The following is a 16,361-nucleotide window of genomic DNA, read 5'->3' as shown; positions in this document are numbered from 1 at the left end:
ATGGAATTTGATTTTCTTAAACCAATAGATGATGAAATCCAGGAGTTTATAAATGGATTGACTTCACAGCAACTTGGCAGTAAAATAGTTTTACATACGAAGGAGCAATTTCCAGATTTGAATAAGATTAAAATAGCCGTAATAGGGGTTTTAGAAAACCGCGGAGATAAAAAAGCGGTTTCAGATGTAGATTTGGTACCACTCAGAAAAGAATTATATGGTTTGTTTCCAGGAAACTGGGATGCATCAATTGCTGATTTGGGCGATATTGCTGCAGGGAATTCGGTTATGGACACTTATTTTGCAGTAAAAAAAGTGGTGGCAAGTTTGATTAAGAAAAAAATCACGCCAATAGTTATAGGAGGTTCTCAGGATATAACGTATGCGCTTTATAGAGCGTATGATGATTTGGAACAAATGGTCAACTTGGTTTCTATTGATAATAAATTTGATTTCGGAAAAGAAGATGAAGAAGTTTCTGCATCTTCTTATTTGACAAAAATAATTATAGACGAGCCTAATAATCTTTTTAACTATTGTAATATAGGGTATCAAACTTATTTTAATTCTCAGGAAGAAATAGATTTGATAGAAAAATTATTCTTTGATGGATATAGATTAGGAGAAGTGTCTAATAATATTGCTATTTCAGAGCCAGTTTTTAGGGATGCGGATTTGGTAAGTATTGATTTGAATTCTATAAAATCGTCTGATTCCGGAAATTTTATTGCGTTTCAACCCAATGGTTTTAATGGTAAAGAAATTTGCTCTTTGTCTCGATATGCTGGAATAAGTGATAAAGTATCTTCGTTTGGGATATTCAACCACAATAATTCAATACAAGAATCGGTACTGATTGCACAGGTAATTTGGTATTTTATCGAAGGGTTTCATTATCGTTCGAATGAGTATCCTTTTGGAAGCAAAGAGAATTATTTAAAATACATTGTTCCATTGGAAGAGGAGGAATTAATTTTCTATAAAAGCGATAAAACAGACCGCTGGTGGATAGAAATTCCATTTATTTCAAATGTTAATAATAAATTAAAAAGAAATTCGTTATTACCATGTTCTTATAATGAATACCTCCAGGCTTGTAATCAAGAATTGCCTGAGAGATGGTGGAAAGCACAACGCAAAAATATTTATTAAAATTTTTTTTATTTTTATTTGTTAATGTTTTTATAAAAAAATGTGATTTCTTTTGTTTAAAAAATTGTTTTTTATGAAAATTATAAATACGTTTACACCCTTAAAAATAATGAATAGTTAATCCAAAAATTATATGAAGAAGTTCATTGCATTTACGGCAATTTTGACCTTGTTAATTAGCTGTGGAAAGTCAAGTGACAAAGGTGAATTGGTTGGTGTTAAAGGAGAAAAATGGCATCCTGAAAAGCCTTACGGTATGACTTTGGTTCCTGGTGGATCGTTTATTATGGGTAAATCAGATGATGATATGGCTCATGTAGATGATGCTCCAACAAAAACAGTTACTGTTAGATCTTTTTACATGGACGAAACTGAAATAACAAACAGTGAATATCGTCAATTTGTTGAATGGGTAAAAGATTCTACAATGAGAGTGCGATTAGCCATATTGGCTGATCAAAGCGGATTGAAAGCTGGAGCAGAAAATGCAAAAGGGAAAAATGCAGGAAGTATAGGTGACTATGCTTTTAATGATGCAGATCCAGAAAAAATGACTGCTTATGATAAATATATGTATGACAACTATTATAGTGTTGGTACCGACGATGATCAATATGCAGGTAGAAAATTAAATAAAAAGGTTAAATTAATTAGAGATACTAAACTGTATCCTGATGAGTATTATACCGAAGTTATGGATTCAATGTATTTGCCTATAGAAGCTTCATACAATGGTTTGCGTACAATTGATGTAGATAAATTAAAGTTTCGTTATTCTTGGATGGATATTCAAGCAGCAGCGAAAGCAAAAGTGGGTAAAAGAAAAGATTTCGTAAAAACAGAAGAAGTTAAAATATATCCTGACACAACTGTTTGGATTAAAGATTTTGCTTACTCCTATAATGAACCAATGCACAATGATTATTTTTGGCATAAAGCTTACGGGGAATACCCTGTCGTTGGTATAAAATGGACTCAAGCAAAAGCGTTTTGTGCATGGAGAACATTGAATAAAAATACATATATTAAATCAAAAAAGAAAGGTCAAGATCTGATCAATTCTTTTAGATTGCCAACAGAAGCTGAATGGGAATATTCTGCAAGGGGAGGATTAGAGTCTGCTACATACCCTTGGGGTGGTCCTTATACGAAAAATGACAGAGGTTGTTTTCTTGCTAATTTCAAACCTAATAGAGGAGATTACGCTGCTGATGAGGCATTGTATACGGTAGAAGCAAAATCGTATGAACCAAATGGCTATAATCTGTATAACATGGCAGGTAATGTTTCTGAATGGACTGATTCTGCATATGATCCTAATGGATATGAATATGTTTCTTCTATGAATCCGAATGTTACTGATGCTTCTAATAAACGTAAAGTTGTTCGTGGAGGATCATGGAAAGATGTTGCTTATTTCCTACAGGTAAGTACGAGGGATTTTGAATATGCTGATTCCGCAAGAAGTTTTATTGGTTTCAGAACAGTCCAAGATTACATGGGACTACAAACTACTGTTACCGGAAAAAAAAATAAGTAGTACAAATAAACCAAATCTATAAAAGTAAAAAACAAATTATTATGGCATTGTTAAGTAAGAAAGTAATGAATTTCTCATATGGTATGGGAGCAGCAGTTGTAATCATTGGAGCATTATTCAAAATTACACACATAGAGTTCGGAGTTATAACTGGAAATTTAATGCTTACAATTGGTCTTGTGGTTGAAGCTGCTATTTTTGCGCTTTCAGCATTTGAACCGGTTGATGATGAATTAGATTGGACTCTTGTATATCCTGAATTAGCTAACGGCCAAGCTAAAGCTGCTACTAAAAAAGTAGAGACACCTTCTGACGCACAAGGATTATTATCTCAAAAATTAGATGTGATGTTGAAAGATGCTAAAATTGATGGTGAATTAATGGCAAGCTTAGGAAACAGTATCAAAAACTTTGAATCTGCAGCAAAAGGTATTGCGCCTACTGTTGATTCAATAGCTTCAACTAAAAAATACAGTGAAGAATTATCTATGGCTGCGGCACAAATGGAATCATTAAATAGCTTATATAAAGTTCAACTGGAAAGTGCTTCAAGAAATGCTGAAGCAAATAAAGAAATTGCTGAAAATGCGGGTAAATTAAAAGAGCAAATGCAATCGATGACTGCAAACATTGCTTCTTTGAATAATGTATATGGCGGTATGCTTTCTGCAATGAGTAATAAAGGATAATTAGTTTCAAACTATAAATACAAATAAACTAATTATTAGAAAATATGGCAGGAGGAAAACTAACCCCTAGACAGAAGATGATTAACCTAATGTACTTGGTTTTTATCGCTATGTTAGCATTAAATATGTCCAAAGAAGTGTTGTCAGCTTTTGGATTGATGAATGAAAAATTTGAAGGAGCAAATTCTTCAGCAGAATTATCTAACACTCAGATGTTAGCTGGTTTAGATGCCAAAGCATCTGAAGCAGGTGGGGAATTTACTGCTGCGTCAGCTACTGCGCACAAAGTAGAAGTAATAACCAAAAATTTTTATGATTATATTGGAAAAATAAAATCTGAAGTTTTAATTGGTACTGAAGTTGATCCGGAAACGGGTAAGTTGCCTTATGAGGCAATGGATAAAGGCGATAATATAGATCATTTATGGTTTAGTCCTGCAGGATATTCGGCTAAGGGCAAAGAAGTTGTTGCTACAATAGAAAAGTATAAAGCAGATATGAAGTTGGCATTAGGTAGTAATAAAAAATTATCTCCAATTTTATCTGAAGTTGATACTAAGTTTAATTTAGCTGATGTTAAAAATAAAGATGGTATAGCAGTTGATTATTTAGATTATCATTTTAAAGGTTTTCCAGCCGTAGCTTCTTTAGCAAAACTTTCTGCTTGGCAGAATGATGTAAAAAAAGCAGAAACAGATGTTTATAATACTTTATTAGGTAAAGCTGCAGTAGCTGCTGCCTCATATAGTAACTACCAAGCTATTGTTGTACTTGATAAAAGTGCTTATTTTCAAGGTGAAAAAGTAACAGGAAAAGTTGTATTAGGAAGATATGACGAAAATACCAAACCTACATCATTTTCAGGTCCTGGAAAAATTGTAAACGGTCAAGCCGTTATTGCAATGACTGCTGGGAGTGTTGGTGAGCAAACTATTAATGGTCAATTTACTTTTTTGGAAGATGGTAAAAATATACCTCTTAAATTTCAAGGTAATTATGTAGTTGTACCTAGACCAAATTCTGCAACTATTTCTGCAGATAAAATGAATGTAGTGTATAGAGGCGTTGTAAATCCTATGACTATTTCATTTGCGGGAGTCGCTGCTAATAAAGTAAGTGCGTCTGCTCCAGGATTAAGTTCTTCAGGAAACGGTAAATACAACATGAGTCCTGGTGCAGGTAGTGAAGTTTTAATTAACGTTACAGCTACACTTAACGATGGTTCAAAAGTTTCAGATAAAAAAGCATTTAGAATAAAAGGAATACCTGGTCCTACAGGAACCATAAGAGGAGAAATGGGTGTGGTAAAAGGACCTAAATCTAATTTAGAAATAGCTACAATCGGAGCAAAATTAGTTGATTTTGATTTTGAAGTTGGTTTAGATGTTGTTGGTTTTAATCTTAAAGTTACTGGACAACCTACAGTAGTTGTTCAAGGTAATAGATTAAATTCACAATGTAAAGCAGTTCTTTCTAAAGCAGGAAGAGGGGATCAAGTTACGATCTCTGAAATTAAAACTAAACTTGTAGGAGCTGGTAGTTATTTATTGCCTAGAACCGCTCCAGTAATTTTTGAAATACAATAATAAGTAAGTTTATCGGATCCTTGCTTTAATATTATATATTGATACCATGATGAATGTTAGAAATCTTTTTTTAGCTATTGTTTCCTTACTAGGAAGTGTTGCTTCATTTGCACAATCAAATTTGCTGAATGCAAAAAGTCCTGATCAAATAGGACTTAAAACTGCAGCTCAACTTAATTCTGATAATGACAAACCATTGGCTTATGGTTATGTACACGACCGTGATGTTTTAATGGGTAAAACGACTTGGGAGATAATTGATTTAAGTGAAAGAATAAATTTCTCGTTATACTTTCCTATTGACACTGCAAATGTTGGGTCTGATAGACGTTCGTTATATGACGTTTTGACTAAAGCAATGAAGAATGGTAAAATCACTGAAGTGTATACTGATAGCTATTTTAATACTAAAAAATCTCTTAAAGATATTGAAGCATCTCTTTCTCGTATTGACACTACAGATGCAGGTCGTGAACAAATTAACGCAGGACAATCAGTTTCTCAGGAGTACATTATGAGACAAGATTTAACCGCTCAAGATGTAACACAGTATAAAATAAAAGGATATTGGTATTTTGACAAACGTCAAAGTGAGTTAAAATATCGTTTGTTAGGTATTTGTCCTGTAACACCTGATGTATACACTATGAATAGTGATGAAAAAGATTACATAGAATTGTTTTGGATATTTTTTCCATCAGCTAGAGAAGTATTACATGAAGCTAAAGCTTTCAATGATAAAAATTCTTCAATGCCTGTTTCTTTTGATCAAATATTAAACTCAAGACGTTTCAATAGTATTATCTACAAAGAAGAGAATGTCTATGGAGATAGAACTATCGAAGATTACATGAAAGATAACGCTCAAAATCAGTTGTTAGAATCTGAAAGAGTAAAAGAGAAAATACGTAATTTCGAACAAGATATGTGGAATTACTAATTTCAGTTTTATAAAATATTAATTAACTCTTACTGTAATGGTAAGAGTTTTTTGTTTTAATATGCTTTCTTTGTAGTTAGTTTTAAATGAATGTTTGGATGATTGATTATTTAATTGTTGGTTCTGGTTTGGCGGGTATTTCATTTGCAGAGATTGCTTTGCATAATGGTAGATCTATTATGGTTTTAGATAATAATTCTCAAAATTCTTCGAAAATTGCGGGGGGATTATACAATCCTGTGATACTGAAACGCTTTAGCGAAGTATGGAAAGCGCAGGAACAATTGACTTTAATGAACGAATTTTATAGCCTATTAGAAAGCAAACTAAAATGTAAAGTTGATTTCAAACGACCCATTTTAAGGAAATTTTTCTCTGTCGAAGAACAGAATAATTGGTTTGCAGCTTCGGATAAAATAGCATTGACTCCTTTTTTATCTACTGAATTAATCTCTAAGAAATATGTGGGAATTGATTCGCCTTACGGATATGGAGAAGTTTTACAAACTGGTTATGTGGATACGGCTTTATTGTTGAATAAATACAGGCTTTATCTGAACGTTAATAATCTATTTCAGCAAGAGTCATTTGATTATGATGCTTTGCAGATTGTTTCGGGTGGTATTCAATATAAAAATACTAAAGCCAAACATATTGTTTTTGCTGAAGGTTTCGGAATGCATGCTAATCCTTATTTCAAGAATTTGCCTCTAGATGGCACCAAAGGAGAACTTTTTATTATTAGTGCTCCACAATTAAACCTTGATGTAATTGTGAATACCAGCGTATTTATTTTGCCTCTTGGGAATGATTTGTTCAAAGTAGGAGCAACATATAATTGGAGAGACAAAACGGATTTACCTACGGAAGAAGGAAAAACCGAATTAATGGAAAGAATCAAGGAAATAATTACATGTGATTTTGAAATTATTGACCATTTTGCTGGTGTTCGTCCAACGGTAAAAGATAGAAGACCATTAGTGGGGACACATCAATATCATAAAACCCTTCATATCTTGAATGGTTTAGGAACGAGAGGAGTGATGTTAGGGCCGGCAATGGCAAAAGCTTTATTTGAAAATATAGAATTTGATATTCCTTTGGATAAGGAAATTAACATTGATAGATTTTTACCAAAAGGTAAGAATTGATATTATTTTAGTTTTGTAGTTGGATCGTACGAAACAAACATGTTGATATATATATTTCTGGACCAACGAAGAACAAAGGGGAATGATACGATCAAGGAAGCAATAATGACCATAAAGGCGACTTTAAGATTCGAGTCAAAAAAGACAAATGAGATTATAAAAGCTGCAATTCCTATAGCAACATTTAATCCATAACTGACATACATTGCACCGTAAAAAAAAGAAGGTTCAATTTGATATCTTAATCCGCAATGACTGCAATTTTCATGCATTTTTAATATTTTGTTGAAATGCAATGGATTTTTGTCCAAATACATACTCTCATTCTGACATTTAGGACAAGTTCCTGTTAAAATGCTATATAATTTGGATCCTTTTTTTAACATTTGCAAAAAATTTAATTTTTCCTTTTTTGGAGTTACAAATTTACGCATTCGAAAAGGAATAAAATCACAATACATGCTTAATATACACAATTTATCCGTTTCATTTGGTGGTTCTTATTTATTTGAAGAAGTTACCTTTCGATTGGGTGCCGGAGACCGTGTTGGTCTTGTTGGGAAGAATGGAGCGGGGAAATCTACGATGCTTAAAATGTTGGCAAAAGATTTTGCTCCTGACTCAGGTGTTATTTCTCAAGAGAAGGATCTTCGAATGGGTTTTTTACGTCAGGATATCGATTTTGAGCAAGGAAGAACCGTTCTTGAAGAAGCCTATGAAGCTTTCACGGAGATAAAAATTGTTGAGAAAAAGCTTGAAGAGATTAATCACTTGTTAGTTACAAGAACGGATTATGAAAGTGATGAGTACAGTCAAATCATTGAAGACCTATCTGATTATACACATCGTTTTGAACTTTTAGGAGGTTATAATTATGTGGGCGATACAGAGAAAATTCTTCTTGGTTTAGGTTTTAAAAGAGATGTTTTTGATAATCAAACAGAGACTTTTTCCGGCGGATGGAGAATGCGTATCGAATTAGCCAAATTATTATTGCAAGCCAATGACGTTTTGTTACTGGATGAACCTACGAATCACCTGGATATCGAAAGTATCATTTGGTTAGAAAGTTTCCTTCGTAATTATCCGGGAGTTGTGGTGATTGTTTCGCACGATAAGATGTTTTTAGATAATGTGACCAACAGAACTATTGAAATTTCTCTTGGTAAGGCTTATGATTTCAACAAACCATATTCTCAATATTTAGAATTGCGTCATGAAATTAGGGAGAAACAATTGGCTACACAAAAAAATCAAGCCAAAAAAATTGAAGAAACAGAGAAATTAATCGAAAAATTCCGTGCCAAAGCTTCTAAAGCGTCTATGGCGCAATCGTTAATAAAAAAATTAGATAAAGTTGAACGCATCGAAGTAGATGAAGATGATAACTCAGTGATGAATATTACTTTTCCAGTTTCAAAAGAGCCGGGAAGAGTTGTAATTGAAGCTGAAAATGTGACTAAAAGTTACGGTGATAAAACTATTTTGAAAGATATCAACCTTTTGGTAGAACGTGGAAGTAAAATTGCCTTCGTTGGACAAAACGGGCAAGGAAAATCGACTTTCATTAAAGCTATTGTTGACGAATTTGAATATAAAGGAAATATCAAGTTAGGACATAATGTGCAGCTAGGATATTTTGCACAAAATCAGGCAGAATATCTGGATGGCGAAATCACGTTGTTGCAAACTATGGAAGACGCAGCTGCAGATACAAACCGAATGAAAGTACGCGATATGCTGGGTTCTTTCTTGTTTCGTGGGGATGATGTCGAGAAGAAAGTTAAAGTGCTTTCTGGAGGCGAAAGAAACCGTTTAGCGCTGTGTAAATTATTATTGCAACCTATTAATGTTTTGTTGATGGATGAGCCTACGAATCACTTAGATATCAAATCTAAGAATGTTTTGAAAGCCGCACTTCAAAAATTTGGAGGTACTTTGCTTTTAGTTTCTCACGATAGAGATTTCCTGCAAGGAATGTCAAATTTGGTTTATGAGTTTAAAGATCAAAAAATAAAGGAATATCTAGGCGATATCAACTATTTCCTTGAACAGCGTAATATGGAAAATATGCGTGAAGTGGAGAAAAAAGATGCCGAAAAAGCTGCAGCACCTAAAGAAAGCAATAAATCATCGTACGAAGATCAAAAGAAAGGCAAAGCCTTGCAAAACAAATTGAGTAAAGTAGAAAGTCAAATCAAGCAATTAGAAAGAGACATTCAACAAGATGATAAAATGTTGGCTTCTAATTATGACAAGCATATTGAAGATGCTAAGTTTTTCATGGCCTACAACAAGAAAAAAGCAGAGTTGGATAAGCTGCTGCTGGACTGGGAAGTAGTTCAGGAAGAAATAGATAATTTATAATAAAAAAAGAGTTCCACAAAGGAACTCTTTTTTTATACAATAATTCCAATGGATTTGGAGTGCGCAATGGCTTCGCTACTATGTTTGAAATAACAAATTGAAACGTTCAAGGTTTCTAAATTTTTCATTACGTTGATTATTTTTTGCTTTTTAGTTGAACCAGTCTGTCGGATGTAAACTGCTTTTACAGTAACTGGAAATATTTTACAGATGGCTTCATATAAATACGGATCATGCTGTGAATCATCACCGAGCAACACATATTCTAAATTGGGATAAAATTCTAAAATGTGTTTTATTTTATCAAACTTATGGTTGTGATCTCCTCTTCCTGTCAAGAAAAAATCTGCTAGACTTGTTTTAATGTCCTTCAATAGCAAAACTGCTTTTGGGAGCTGATGAATTTCAGTGAATTTTGTGATGAAACGGTACAAATTCCACTCGCTGCTCGAAACATAGAAAAAAGCATTAAACTCTTCCTTTTTTTCTCTTCCAGCTGTGCTTAAAGCTTGATAATGGGTTACAACATCTTCATATATTTTTCTCTTATTTACATTTTTGAATAATAATACATATAATTTTTTCAAAGGATTTAGCGTATGCGATACTAAAAAGGTATCATCAATATCGGATATGATTCCCAGATTTCCCTTATGCGGTCTAATATAACTGTCTTTTGTGGTGATCGTTTCGTTTTTGTAAACGATGCTTACTTCATAATCAATCCAACCGTAATTTGTGTTTTGGTCTAATGGGACGCAAAATTTAAAATAGCCATCAACTAATGTTTTGGTATGAATTTTGGAATTGTTGTGTTTTAAATAGACATCGGCATTTGCCTGCGTTTTTATTTGAAACATTTTAATAACAGAAGTTGCATTTTTTAGATTCTTTTTTTGAAAATTATACTCTTCCATTGATGTTGGTTTGAAGACGTGGCCCATGACGATTAATTCCTGTTCATTTGCGTATCCTCGGTATAATTTTAAAATTGGTTTCATATATTGTATTACTTTTGATAAGAGTTCAATTTAGAGGTTTTTAATCAATAAAAGAAGAAAAAGTTTGAAAAATAATATTATCCTTATCGTTAATCCTATTTCCGGAGACGTCGATAAATCAGAGCTTATTGATGCCGCGACTGTTTTTGCCGAAAAAGAAAACTTGAATCTCGTGATTTACAACACTTCTGGAATTTCAGATAGTGACAATATAAAAGTGCTTTATAATACCTACACTCCTCAGCGAATTATTGTAGCGGGTGGTGATGGAACTATAAAAATGGTTGCTGAAGCTATGGAAGCCCATGACGTTATTATTGGGATTTTACCTGCCGGATCTGCTAATGGTTTAGCGGTAGATTTGAATTTGCCTTCAACAATTGAAGAAAACTTAGAAATTGCTTTTCATAATTATTACATGGAAATAGATATGATTTCTATTAACGGAAAGAAAAGTATTCATTTAAGTGATTTGGGTGTAAATGCGGAAATGATAAAGAATTATGAAAATAGCAGTATCCGAGGCAAGTGGGGATATGCTTTGCAAACCGTTTCGACTTTGATTGACTTAGAAGATCCGTTTATCGCTACCATTACAGGTGATTTTCCTACTATTGAATGCGAAGCAAGAATGATTGTTATTGCTAATTCCCAAAAATACGGGACTGGAGTTTCTATCAACCCAAACGGTGTGATGGATGATGGAAAGTTTGAATTGGTAATCCTAAAAAACATGGATTTAGTGGTTTTGGGAAAAATCATCACTGGAAATATGCCGATTGATGTCAATGATGTTGAAATTATTTCTACAGATAAAGCCTTTGTGACGACTAATATTCCGGTTAGTTTTCAAATTGATGGCGAATATTGCGGTAAAGAAACAAAATTGAATATCGAAATTCTGCCAAAGCAATTGAAAGTTGCAGTTCCACATCCAATTAGTGCTACTGTTTAAAAGGATTGCGTTCTTGCCAAATAGTTTCTGGTTCTAAATATTTGAATATTTTAGGCATATATGGATTAACCATTTCATTACTATGTGCGATGATTCCATACATTTTTATAGGTTTTGCACCAACAGAACTTTTGATTTCTAATGCTGTTCTTGCAAAGACAATTTCCTTGAAACCTTTATTGATGGAGTAGGCAATCATATCGTATAACATGTTCAAGTACAGCATTTTTTCACGTTGAATACTTTCGTCATATCCTAGAAAATACGTGTCCATTATTTCGCCATTTTTAATTAAAGTATTAAAACCGATCAGTTTTTCATCGATAAAGTAGCCGTAAAAAAGGAATTTGTCTTTAAAGATTTCTTTGAAAATTCTAAAATGATTTTTTGGTAGAAAAAAAGTATTGAAAGGTGCATTTTTCGCAACATGAAAATACAAATCATAAATTGTATCCTCCAAAGCGATGATGTCCTCCAGATGTAGCTTTCTTTTCTCAATATCAGCTGCTTTTTTGCGGGCTCTTTTGTATTGATCTCTGTATTTTTTTGAAAGTGAATCGATATAATTCTGCTCCGTTTTCCAGTTTTCATTAATCGAGAAAACCATGTTGGGTTGTGTCGAAAACTGATAATCATTTTTGAATTCTGGAACTGCAAAGTGTCTAATTTCCTCTTCGCTAAAATCTTTATAAGTCGTAATATGAATCTTGACACCCTTAGATTTAAATATCTTTTTTAATTCGGTTGCGGCAGCATGTAATGTTTGTATAGCTTTCTTTTTAACAATCATATCGGATAAAGCAAAGGAGTTTTGCCCCGTAAGCATGTTGTTGCCAATGATCAGCACATGAGAGCCAAAGTTTCTAAAAACAATATTTCGTACAGCAGTTTTGATGCATTTATCACGTTCTCCAAAAGATTCCAATGTATTCAAATCTAAAAATTGAGAAATTGCAATGCCAACTAAAGTTGTATTATCAAAGATTCCAAAGAAGTGACAAATCATATTGTCAGGAGATGATTTTTCTAAAACCTGCAGGTATTTTTTAGACAAAAAAATAGTTGAAATAGCTAAATTATCCCAGTTTTCAGGAAGTTCAGCAGTTGAATTATAAATTTTGAAAGAGTAAGCTGGATTCAAATTGTGTGAAAATATTTTTTTCAAAATTAGTTAATAAAGTTAAAGTATTACTGATTGTCATGAAATAAACTAACTTTATATCACTAAATAAACTAATTATGAAAACCTACACAGAAGAATCCATTCAAATCGCGTTGAAAGAGTTGAAAGACTGGAAATTTGTCAATAATGGAATCGAGAAAAATTTTAAATTCAAAGATTTTACCCAAGCTTTGGGTTTTATCGTACAAGTAGGAGTAGTGGCTGAAAAAAGTAGTCATCATCCGGAATTATTCAATGTTTACAGTAAAGTCACAATACGCTTAACTACTCATGATGCAAATGGAGTTACGGATAAAGATATCGATTTGGCAAAAGCCATAGAAAAGATGTAAAGCAAAATAAATTTCGCCTTTTGAATCAGAAGGCGAAATTTAATTTAAAAGTTAAGATAATTTCCATCCACAAATAATTCCTCCCATAATTGTAAGGCAAACAATCCAAAATCCACCAGTTACAAAGGTATATTTGAAACTTCTTCTTTCATATAAAGCATTCGTTCCTATAATTGGTAGAGCAAAAAACAGTCCCGTCATAAAGCCGTGAAAAGCTCCGTGCTTAAATGTTCTGAAAGTATTTCCATAGTCAGTCATAAAAGCTTCATAGGAAGGTTTTGCAATACTGGGATCTCCGCCAATCATACCTAATGCTCCGTATTGATGTATAGTTAACATTTGAAGTATAAAGCTGATGAAAAAAGCATACAGTAATGAAGTTCCAAATATTGAAAGCATATTTCCTCCTTTTAGCTTTTCTTCAGTCAAGCCAGATTCTTTCATCCAAATAGTTCCAAAAACTTTTGGATGGTACCAAACAAATCCTATTACAAGTGTAGATAAAGCGGCAACAAATAGTGCTAAGAAATTGATTTCCATAAATTTAAAATTAAGGTTAGTAAGTCAAATTTAATAAAATATTATTTACTAGTAAAAAGAGGCTAATTGTAAGGTATTACTGTATGTAAAAAACAATATTATGTAGTTTGTCGATTTTATTTGCTGATTAGCTATAATGGATGTAGCTTTAGGTGTGTAAAAGAAAATTACCCTGTTATGAAAAAAATATCTACTCTATTATTAACCCTTTTGTTTTCATTTTCAATGCTTGCAAATGTATCTCAATCCGAGAAAAATGCATTGGTGAAGTTTTATCAGTCAACAAATGGTAAACAATGGAAAGTGCAGTGGGATTTATCATCACCTGTTTCAACTTGGTATGGTGTTAAAGTGCAAGATGAAAAAGTAATCGCAGTGCATTTAGCCGATAATAATTTAGTGGGAGAGATTCCAACTGATATTGTAAACTTGGTTAATCTTCAAGAATTAGATTTACATAGAAATCAAATATCAGGAACAATTCCATCTTCTATTGGAAAATTAAAGGATATGAAAGTATTGAATCTTTCGTTCAATAAACTAACAGGTTCAATTCCTTCTTCTGTTTGTGAATTGTCAAATTTGAAAGATTTAGAATTGTATATGAACAGATTTTCAGGAGAATTGCCTTCTAAAATAGGTGATCTTAAGCAGTTAGAGATCTTGTCGCTTTACAATAATGATATATATGGCGAGATACCTACTTCATTATATACTTTGAAGTCGTTGAAAATCTTACTTTTGAATAGTAATAAGTTCTCAGGAAAACTAAATCCTTTAGTCGCAACATTAAGTAACTTAGAGAGTATCAGTTTGTTTGATAATAATTTTATAGGCCAGGTTCCATTTGAGTTGGAAAAATTAAAAAAATTGAAAGAAATGAATATTTCGTTCAATATGTTTAGTGGATTAGTTTCTAAAGATTTGGTTCAATTAGATGCTATGAATATGAAGATGATAAATGAGGAAGGAATTGCAGTATTGCTTAAAGTAGCGATGGATAGAAATTCAGCAATTGTTTCAGAAGATTAATTTTAAATAAAATAATAGACTTAGTATTTTTAAACAATTAGAATTTAGTTGATTTTTTGGTTATGTTAAATTGAATAAACGTAGTTGGTTAAAAACCTGTGTGACTTGCTCCACAGGTTTTTTTGTTATTTCTAAAAAATATTAATAAGGAATATCTTTTTTCATCCTGTTAGCAGTCAGGAAGTTTTTAAACTTGTTTACCATTTCATAATTCTTAGTTGAATTTGAAAGATTATCCAATTCAATGTATATTTTTTTAGTGTTCTTTAGATAAATTTTGAGTCGGTCAATACCTTTTCCTCTTGATGTTTCCATTGATTACTATCATTCAAAATAATCGTTTGAGGCTTAAACGAACTATAAATTGGTTTCTATATCTAATCCATTTAATTGTCTCATTTCGAAGTTCTAGAAGTAGTGTGCCGGAAAACAATCTAAATAAAAACAATTGCAGAAAGCATAGTATGGGTAAAAGCGAGAATATAGATCAGGAGGCTATTTTGTACTCCAGTTTGTGCCAAAAGGATTCCTAATAGGGGTAAAGAGATCATATATATAATTCCGAAAGGTAGTATTGATAACGTTTTGGCTTTTAAATGTAATACGTTTTCTTCTATTATTTGAGTTTAAAAGATTTTACAAATTCTAAAAAAACAAATTTATCAAAGGTATTAAATGAAAAAAGCTCCAGATTTCTCTGAAGCTTTTCTAGTAGCGGGAACAGGACTCGAACCTGTGACCTTCGGGTTATGAGCCCGACGAGCTGCCTACTGCTCTATCCCGCGATGTGCGTTTTGTAATCTCAATAAGGCTACTTAGTAGCGGGAACAGGACTCGAACCTGTGACCTTCGGGTTATGAGCCCGACGAGCTGCCTACTGCTCTATCCCGCGTTGTTTCGGGTGCAAATGTACAACGAATTTCCGTATTTCCAACAAAAATTTTAAAAAATGTTTTATTTCGTCTATTGACTTGATATGTCTACCTTTGCACAATAAATTATAATAGAAATGTCACATAAAGCAGGTTTTGTAAACATCATAGGAAACCCAAATGTTGGGAAATCAACACTAATGAATGCCTTTGTTGGAGAACGGTTATCAATTATTACTTCAAAAGCACAAACAACACGTCATAGAATTCTAGGAATTGTAAACGGGGAAGATTTTCAATTGATCTTATCGGATACACCGGGAATCATCAAGCCAGCCTACGAAATGCAGGCTTCTATGATGAATTTCGTTAAATCCGCGTTTGAAGATGCTGATATTCTGATTTATATGGTGGAAATTGGAGAACAAGAATTGAAAGACGAAGCTTTTTTTAATAAAATCATTCACGCTACAATTCCTGTTCTGTTATTATTGAACAAAATAGATAATTCAAACCAAGAACAACTCGAAGAGCAAGTGGCTTTTTGGACTGCGAAAGTTCCTAATGCCGAAATTTTTCCAATATCAGCTTTGCAAAATTTTAATGTTCCAGAAGTTTTTGGAAGAATCATTGAATTGTTGCCGGAATCACCTGCGTATTATCCAAAAGATCAATTGACAGATAAACCGGAACGTTTCTTTGTAAATGAAACCATCCGTGAGAAAATATTATTGAATTACAGCAAAGAAATTCCATACGCAGTAGAAATTGTAACTGAAGAGTTTTTTGAAGATGAAAACATCATTAGAATCCGTTCTTTGATTATGGTGGAACGCGATACACAAAAAGGAATCATCATTGGGCATAAAGGTGCCGCTTTGAAAAAAGTAGGAATGGATGCTCGCGCTGATTTAGAGAAATTCTTTGGCAAGCAAATACATATTGAGTTGTATGTAAAAGTGAATAAAAACTGGAGAAGCAACGCAAATATGTTGAAGCGTTTTGGTTATAACCAGTAATT

At 32.8% G+C, this 16,361-nt stretch carries 16 protein-coding genes and 2 tRNA genes; 11 read left to right on the top strand and 7 right to left on the bottom strand.

What is annotated here, in order from left to right; genetic code table 11:
* The 6 genes from DR871_RS01330 (at position 1) to DR871_RS01305 (ending at position 7,058) form a co-directional block, all read left to right on the top strand.
* A complete protein-coding gene (locus tag DR871_RS01330; protein ID WP_113665193.1) occupies positions 1–1,152 on the top strand; it encodes a formimidoylglutamase in 1,152 nt (383 codons plus the stop codon).
* 133 nt (positions 1,153–1,285) lie between these two features.
* The gene (gene porK / locus DR871_RS01325; protein WP_113665194.1) at positions 1,286–2,692 is read left to right on the top strand and encodes a T9SS ring complex lipoprotein PorK/GldK; all 1,407 of its coding nucleotides are present in this window, start codon (positions 1,286–1,288) and stop codon (positions 2,690–2,692) included.
* 41 nt (positions 2,693–2,733) lie between these two features.
* A complete protein-coding gene (porL, locus tag DR871_RS01320; RefSeq protein WP_113665195.1) occupies positions 2,734–3,381 on the top strand; it encodes a type IX secretion system motor protein PorL/GldL in 648 nt (215 codons plus the stop codon).
* 44 nt (positions 3,382–3,425) lie between these two features.
* Positions 3,426–4,967, top strand: a complete 1,542-nt coding sequence (gene porM / locus DR871_RS01315; protein WP_113665196.1) for a type IX secretion system motor protein PorM/GldM — start codon at positions 3,426–3,428, stop codon at positions 4,965–4,967.
* A 49-nt stretch (positions 4,968–5,016) separates the two neighbouring features.
* A complete protein-coding gene (porN, locus tag DR871_RS01310; protein WP_113665488.1) occupies positions 5,017–5,907 on the top strand; it encodes a type IX secretion system ring subunit PorN/GldN in 891 nt (296 codons plus the stop codon).
* A 98-nt stretch (positions 5,908–6,005) separates the two neighbouring features.
* Positions 6,006–7,058: an NAD(P)/FAD-dependent oxidoreductase gene (locus tag DR871_RS01305; RefSeq protein WP_113665489.1), complete on the top strand. Its 1,053-nt coding sequence runs from the start codon at positions 6,006–6,008 to the stop codon at positions 7,056–7,058.
* Positions 7,059–7,060: 2 nt separating this feature from the next.
* Here the strand turns inward: DR871_RS01305 and DR871_RS01300 are convergent, their stop codons facing one another.
* Positions 7,061–7,444, bottom strand: a complete 384-nt coding sequence (locus DR871_RS01300) for a DUF983 domain-containing protein (protein ID WP_113665197.1) — start codon at positions 7,442–7,444, stop codon at positions 7,061–7,063.
* Positions 7,445–7,517: 73 nt separating this feature from the next.
* On the opposite strand from DR871_RS01300, the gene DR871_RS01295 reads away from it, so the two are divergent.
* The gene (locus DR871_RS01295) at positions 7,518–9,425 is read left to right on the top strand and encodes an ABC transporter ATP-binding protein (RefSeq protein WP_113665490.1); all 1,908 of its coding nucleotides are present in this window, start codon (positions 7,518–7,520) and stop codon (positions 9,423–9,425) included.
* Positions 9,426–9,457: 32 nt separating this feature from the next.
* Here the strand turns inward: DR871_RS01295 and DR871_RS01290 are convergent, their stop codons facing one another.
* Entirely contained in the window at positions 9,458–10,426 is a 969-nt protein-coding gene (locus DR871_RS01290; protein ID WP_113665198.1) for an App1 family protein, read from the bottom strand.
* A 64-nt stretch (positions 10,427–10,490) separates the two neighbouring features.
* Between DR871_RS01290 and DR871_RS01285 the strand changes: the two genes are divergently transcribed.
* A complete protein-coding gene (locus DR871_RS01285) occupies positions 10,491–11,381 on the top strand; it encodes a diacylglycerol/lipid kinase family protein (protein WP_113665199.1) in 891 nt (296 codons plus the stop codon).
* On the opposite strand, the gene DR871_RS01280 is transcribed toward DR871_RS01285, so the two are convergent.
* Positions 11,371–12,522 carry a GNAT family N-acetyltransferase gene (locus DR871_RS01280; protein WP_113665491.1) on the bottom strand — a complete coding sequence of 384 codons (1,152 nt, stop codon included), beginning with the start codon at positions 12,520–12,522 and terminating at the stop codon, positions 11,371–11,373. The genes DR871_RS01285 and DR871_RS01280 overlap by 11 nt on opposite strands.
* 98 nt (positions 12,523–12,620) lie before the next feature.
* Here DR871_RS01280 and DR871_RS01275 point away from each other — a divergent pair, with 98 nt between their 5' ends.
* On the top strand, positions 12,621–12,896 hold the full coding sequence (locus DR871_RS01275) for a 4a-hydroxytetrahydrobiopterin dehydratase (protein WP_113665200.1): 276 nt from the start codon (positions 12,621–12,623) through the stop codon (positions 12,894–12,896).
* A 51-nt stretch (positions 12,897–12,947) separates the two neighbouring features.
* Here DR871_RS01275 and DR871_RS01270 read toward each other — a convergent pair whose 3' ends face one another.
* Positions 12,948–13,436: a DUF1761 domain-containing protein gene (locus DR871_RS01270; RefSeq protein WP_113665201.1), complete on the bottom strand. Its 489-nt coding sequence runs from the start codon at positions 13,434–13,436 to the stop codon at positions 12,948–12,950.
* 177 nt (positions 13,437–13,613) lie between these two features.
* Here DR871_RS01270 and DR871_RS01265 point away from each other — a divergent pair, with 177 nt between their 5' ends.
* Positions 13,614–14,468, top strand: a complete 855-nt coding sequence (locus tag DR871_RS01265; RefSeq protein WP_113665202.1) for a leucine-rich repeat domain-containing protein — start codon at positions 13,614–13,616, stop codon at positions 14,466–14,468.
* A gap of 141 nt (positions 14,469–14,609) precedes the next feature.
* Here the strand turns inward: DR871_RS01265 and DR871_RS16370 are convergent, their stop codons facing one another.
* The 3 genes from DR871_RS16370 to DR871_RS01255 all read right to left on the bottom strand — a co-directional run bounded on the left by DR871_RS16370 (position 14,610) and on the right by DR871_RS01255 (position 15,360).
* Complete coding sequence (locus tag DR871_RS16370; protein ID WP_165355293.1) at positions 14,610–14,783, bottom strand: hypothetical protein; 174 nt, start codon at positions 14,781–14,783, stop codon at positions 14,610–14,612.
* 397 nt (positions 14,784–15,180) lie between these two features.
* Positions 15,181–15,253: transfer RNA gene (locus DR871_RS01260), tRNA-Met, on the bottom strand.
* Between the two features lie 34 nt (positions 15,254–15,287).
* A tRNA-Met gene (locus DR871_RS01255) sits at positions 15,288–15,360 on the bottom strand.
* A gap of 117 nt (positions 15,361–15,477) precedes the next feature.
* Between DR871_RS01255 and era the strand changes: the two genes are divergently transcribed.
* Complete coding sequence (gene era / locus DR871_RS01250) at positions 15,478–16,359, top strand: GTPase Era (protein WP_113634912.1); 882 nt, start codon at positions 15,478–15,480, stop codon at positions 16,357–16,359.
* Positions 16,360–16,361 lie beyond the last annotated feature (2 nt).

The sequence above is a fragment of the Flavobacterium petrolei genome, from assembly GCF_003314435.2.
Lineage (GTDB): Bacteria > Bacteroidota > Bacteroidia > Flavobacteriales > Flavobacteriaceae > Flavobacterium > Flavobacterium petrolei.
Note: the sequence above shows the minus strand (reverse complement) of the source record. Positions and strands in the feature narration are given on the sequence as shown.

Bases quoted from the DNA above. Each gene is read 5' to 3' on its own strand.
- DR871_RS01270 (WP_113665201.1), bottom strand. From the start codon at position 13,436: ATGGAAATCAATTTCTTAGCACTATTTGTTGCCGCTTTATCTACACTT.
- DR871_RS01295 (WP_113665490.1), top strand. From the start codon at position 7,518: ATGCTTAATATACACAATTTATCCGTTTCATTTGGTGGTTCTTATTTA.
- porK (WP_113665194.1), top strand. From the start codon at position 1,286: ATGAAGAAGTTCATTGCATTTACGGCAATTTTGACCTTGTTAATTAGC.
- DR871_RS01290 (WP_113665198.1), bottom strand. From the start codon at position 10,426: ATGAAACCAATTTTAAAATTATACCGAGGATACGCAAATGAACAGGAA.
- DR871_RS01300 (WP_113665197.1), bottom strand. From the start codon at position 7,444: ATGTTAAAAAAAGGATCCAAATTATATAGCATTTTAACAGGAACTTGT.
- porL (WP_113665195.1), top strand. From the start codon at position 2,734: ATGGCATTGTTAAGTAAGAAAGTAATGAATTTCTCATATGGTATGGGA.
- DR871_RS16370 (WP_165355293.1), bottom strand. From the start codon at position 14,783: ATGGAAACATCAAGAGGAAAAGGTATTGACCGACTCAAAATTTATCTA.
- porM (WP_113665196.1), top strand. From the start codon at position 3,426: ATGGCAGGAGGAAAACTAACCCCTAGACAGAAGATGATTAACCTAATG.
- DR871_RS01330 (WP_113665193.1), top strand. From the start codon at position 1: ATGGAATTTGATTTTCTTAAACCAATAGATGATGAAATCCAGGAGTTT.
- DR871_RS01305 (WP_113665489.1), top strand. From the start codon at position 6,006: ATGATTGATTATTTAATTGTTGGTTCTGGTTTGGCGGGTATTTCATTT.
- DR871_RS01275 (WP_113665200.1), top strand. From the start codon at position 12,621: ATGAAAACCTACACAGAAGAATCCATTCAAATCGCGTTGAAAGAGTTG.
- porN (WP_113665488.1), top strand. From the start codon at position 5,017: ATGAATGTTAGAAATCTTTTTTTAGCTATTGTTTCCTTACTAGGAAGT.
- DR871_RS01265 (WP_113665202.1), top strand. From the start codon at position 13,614: ATGAAAAAAATATCTACTCTATTATTAACCCTTTTGTTTTCATTTTCA.
- era (WP_113634912.1), top strand. From the start codon at position 15,478: ATGTCACATAAAGCAGGTTTTGTAAACATCATAGGAAACCCAAATGTT.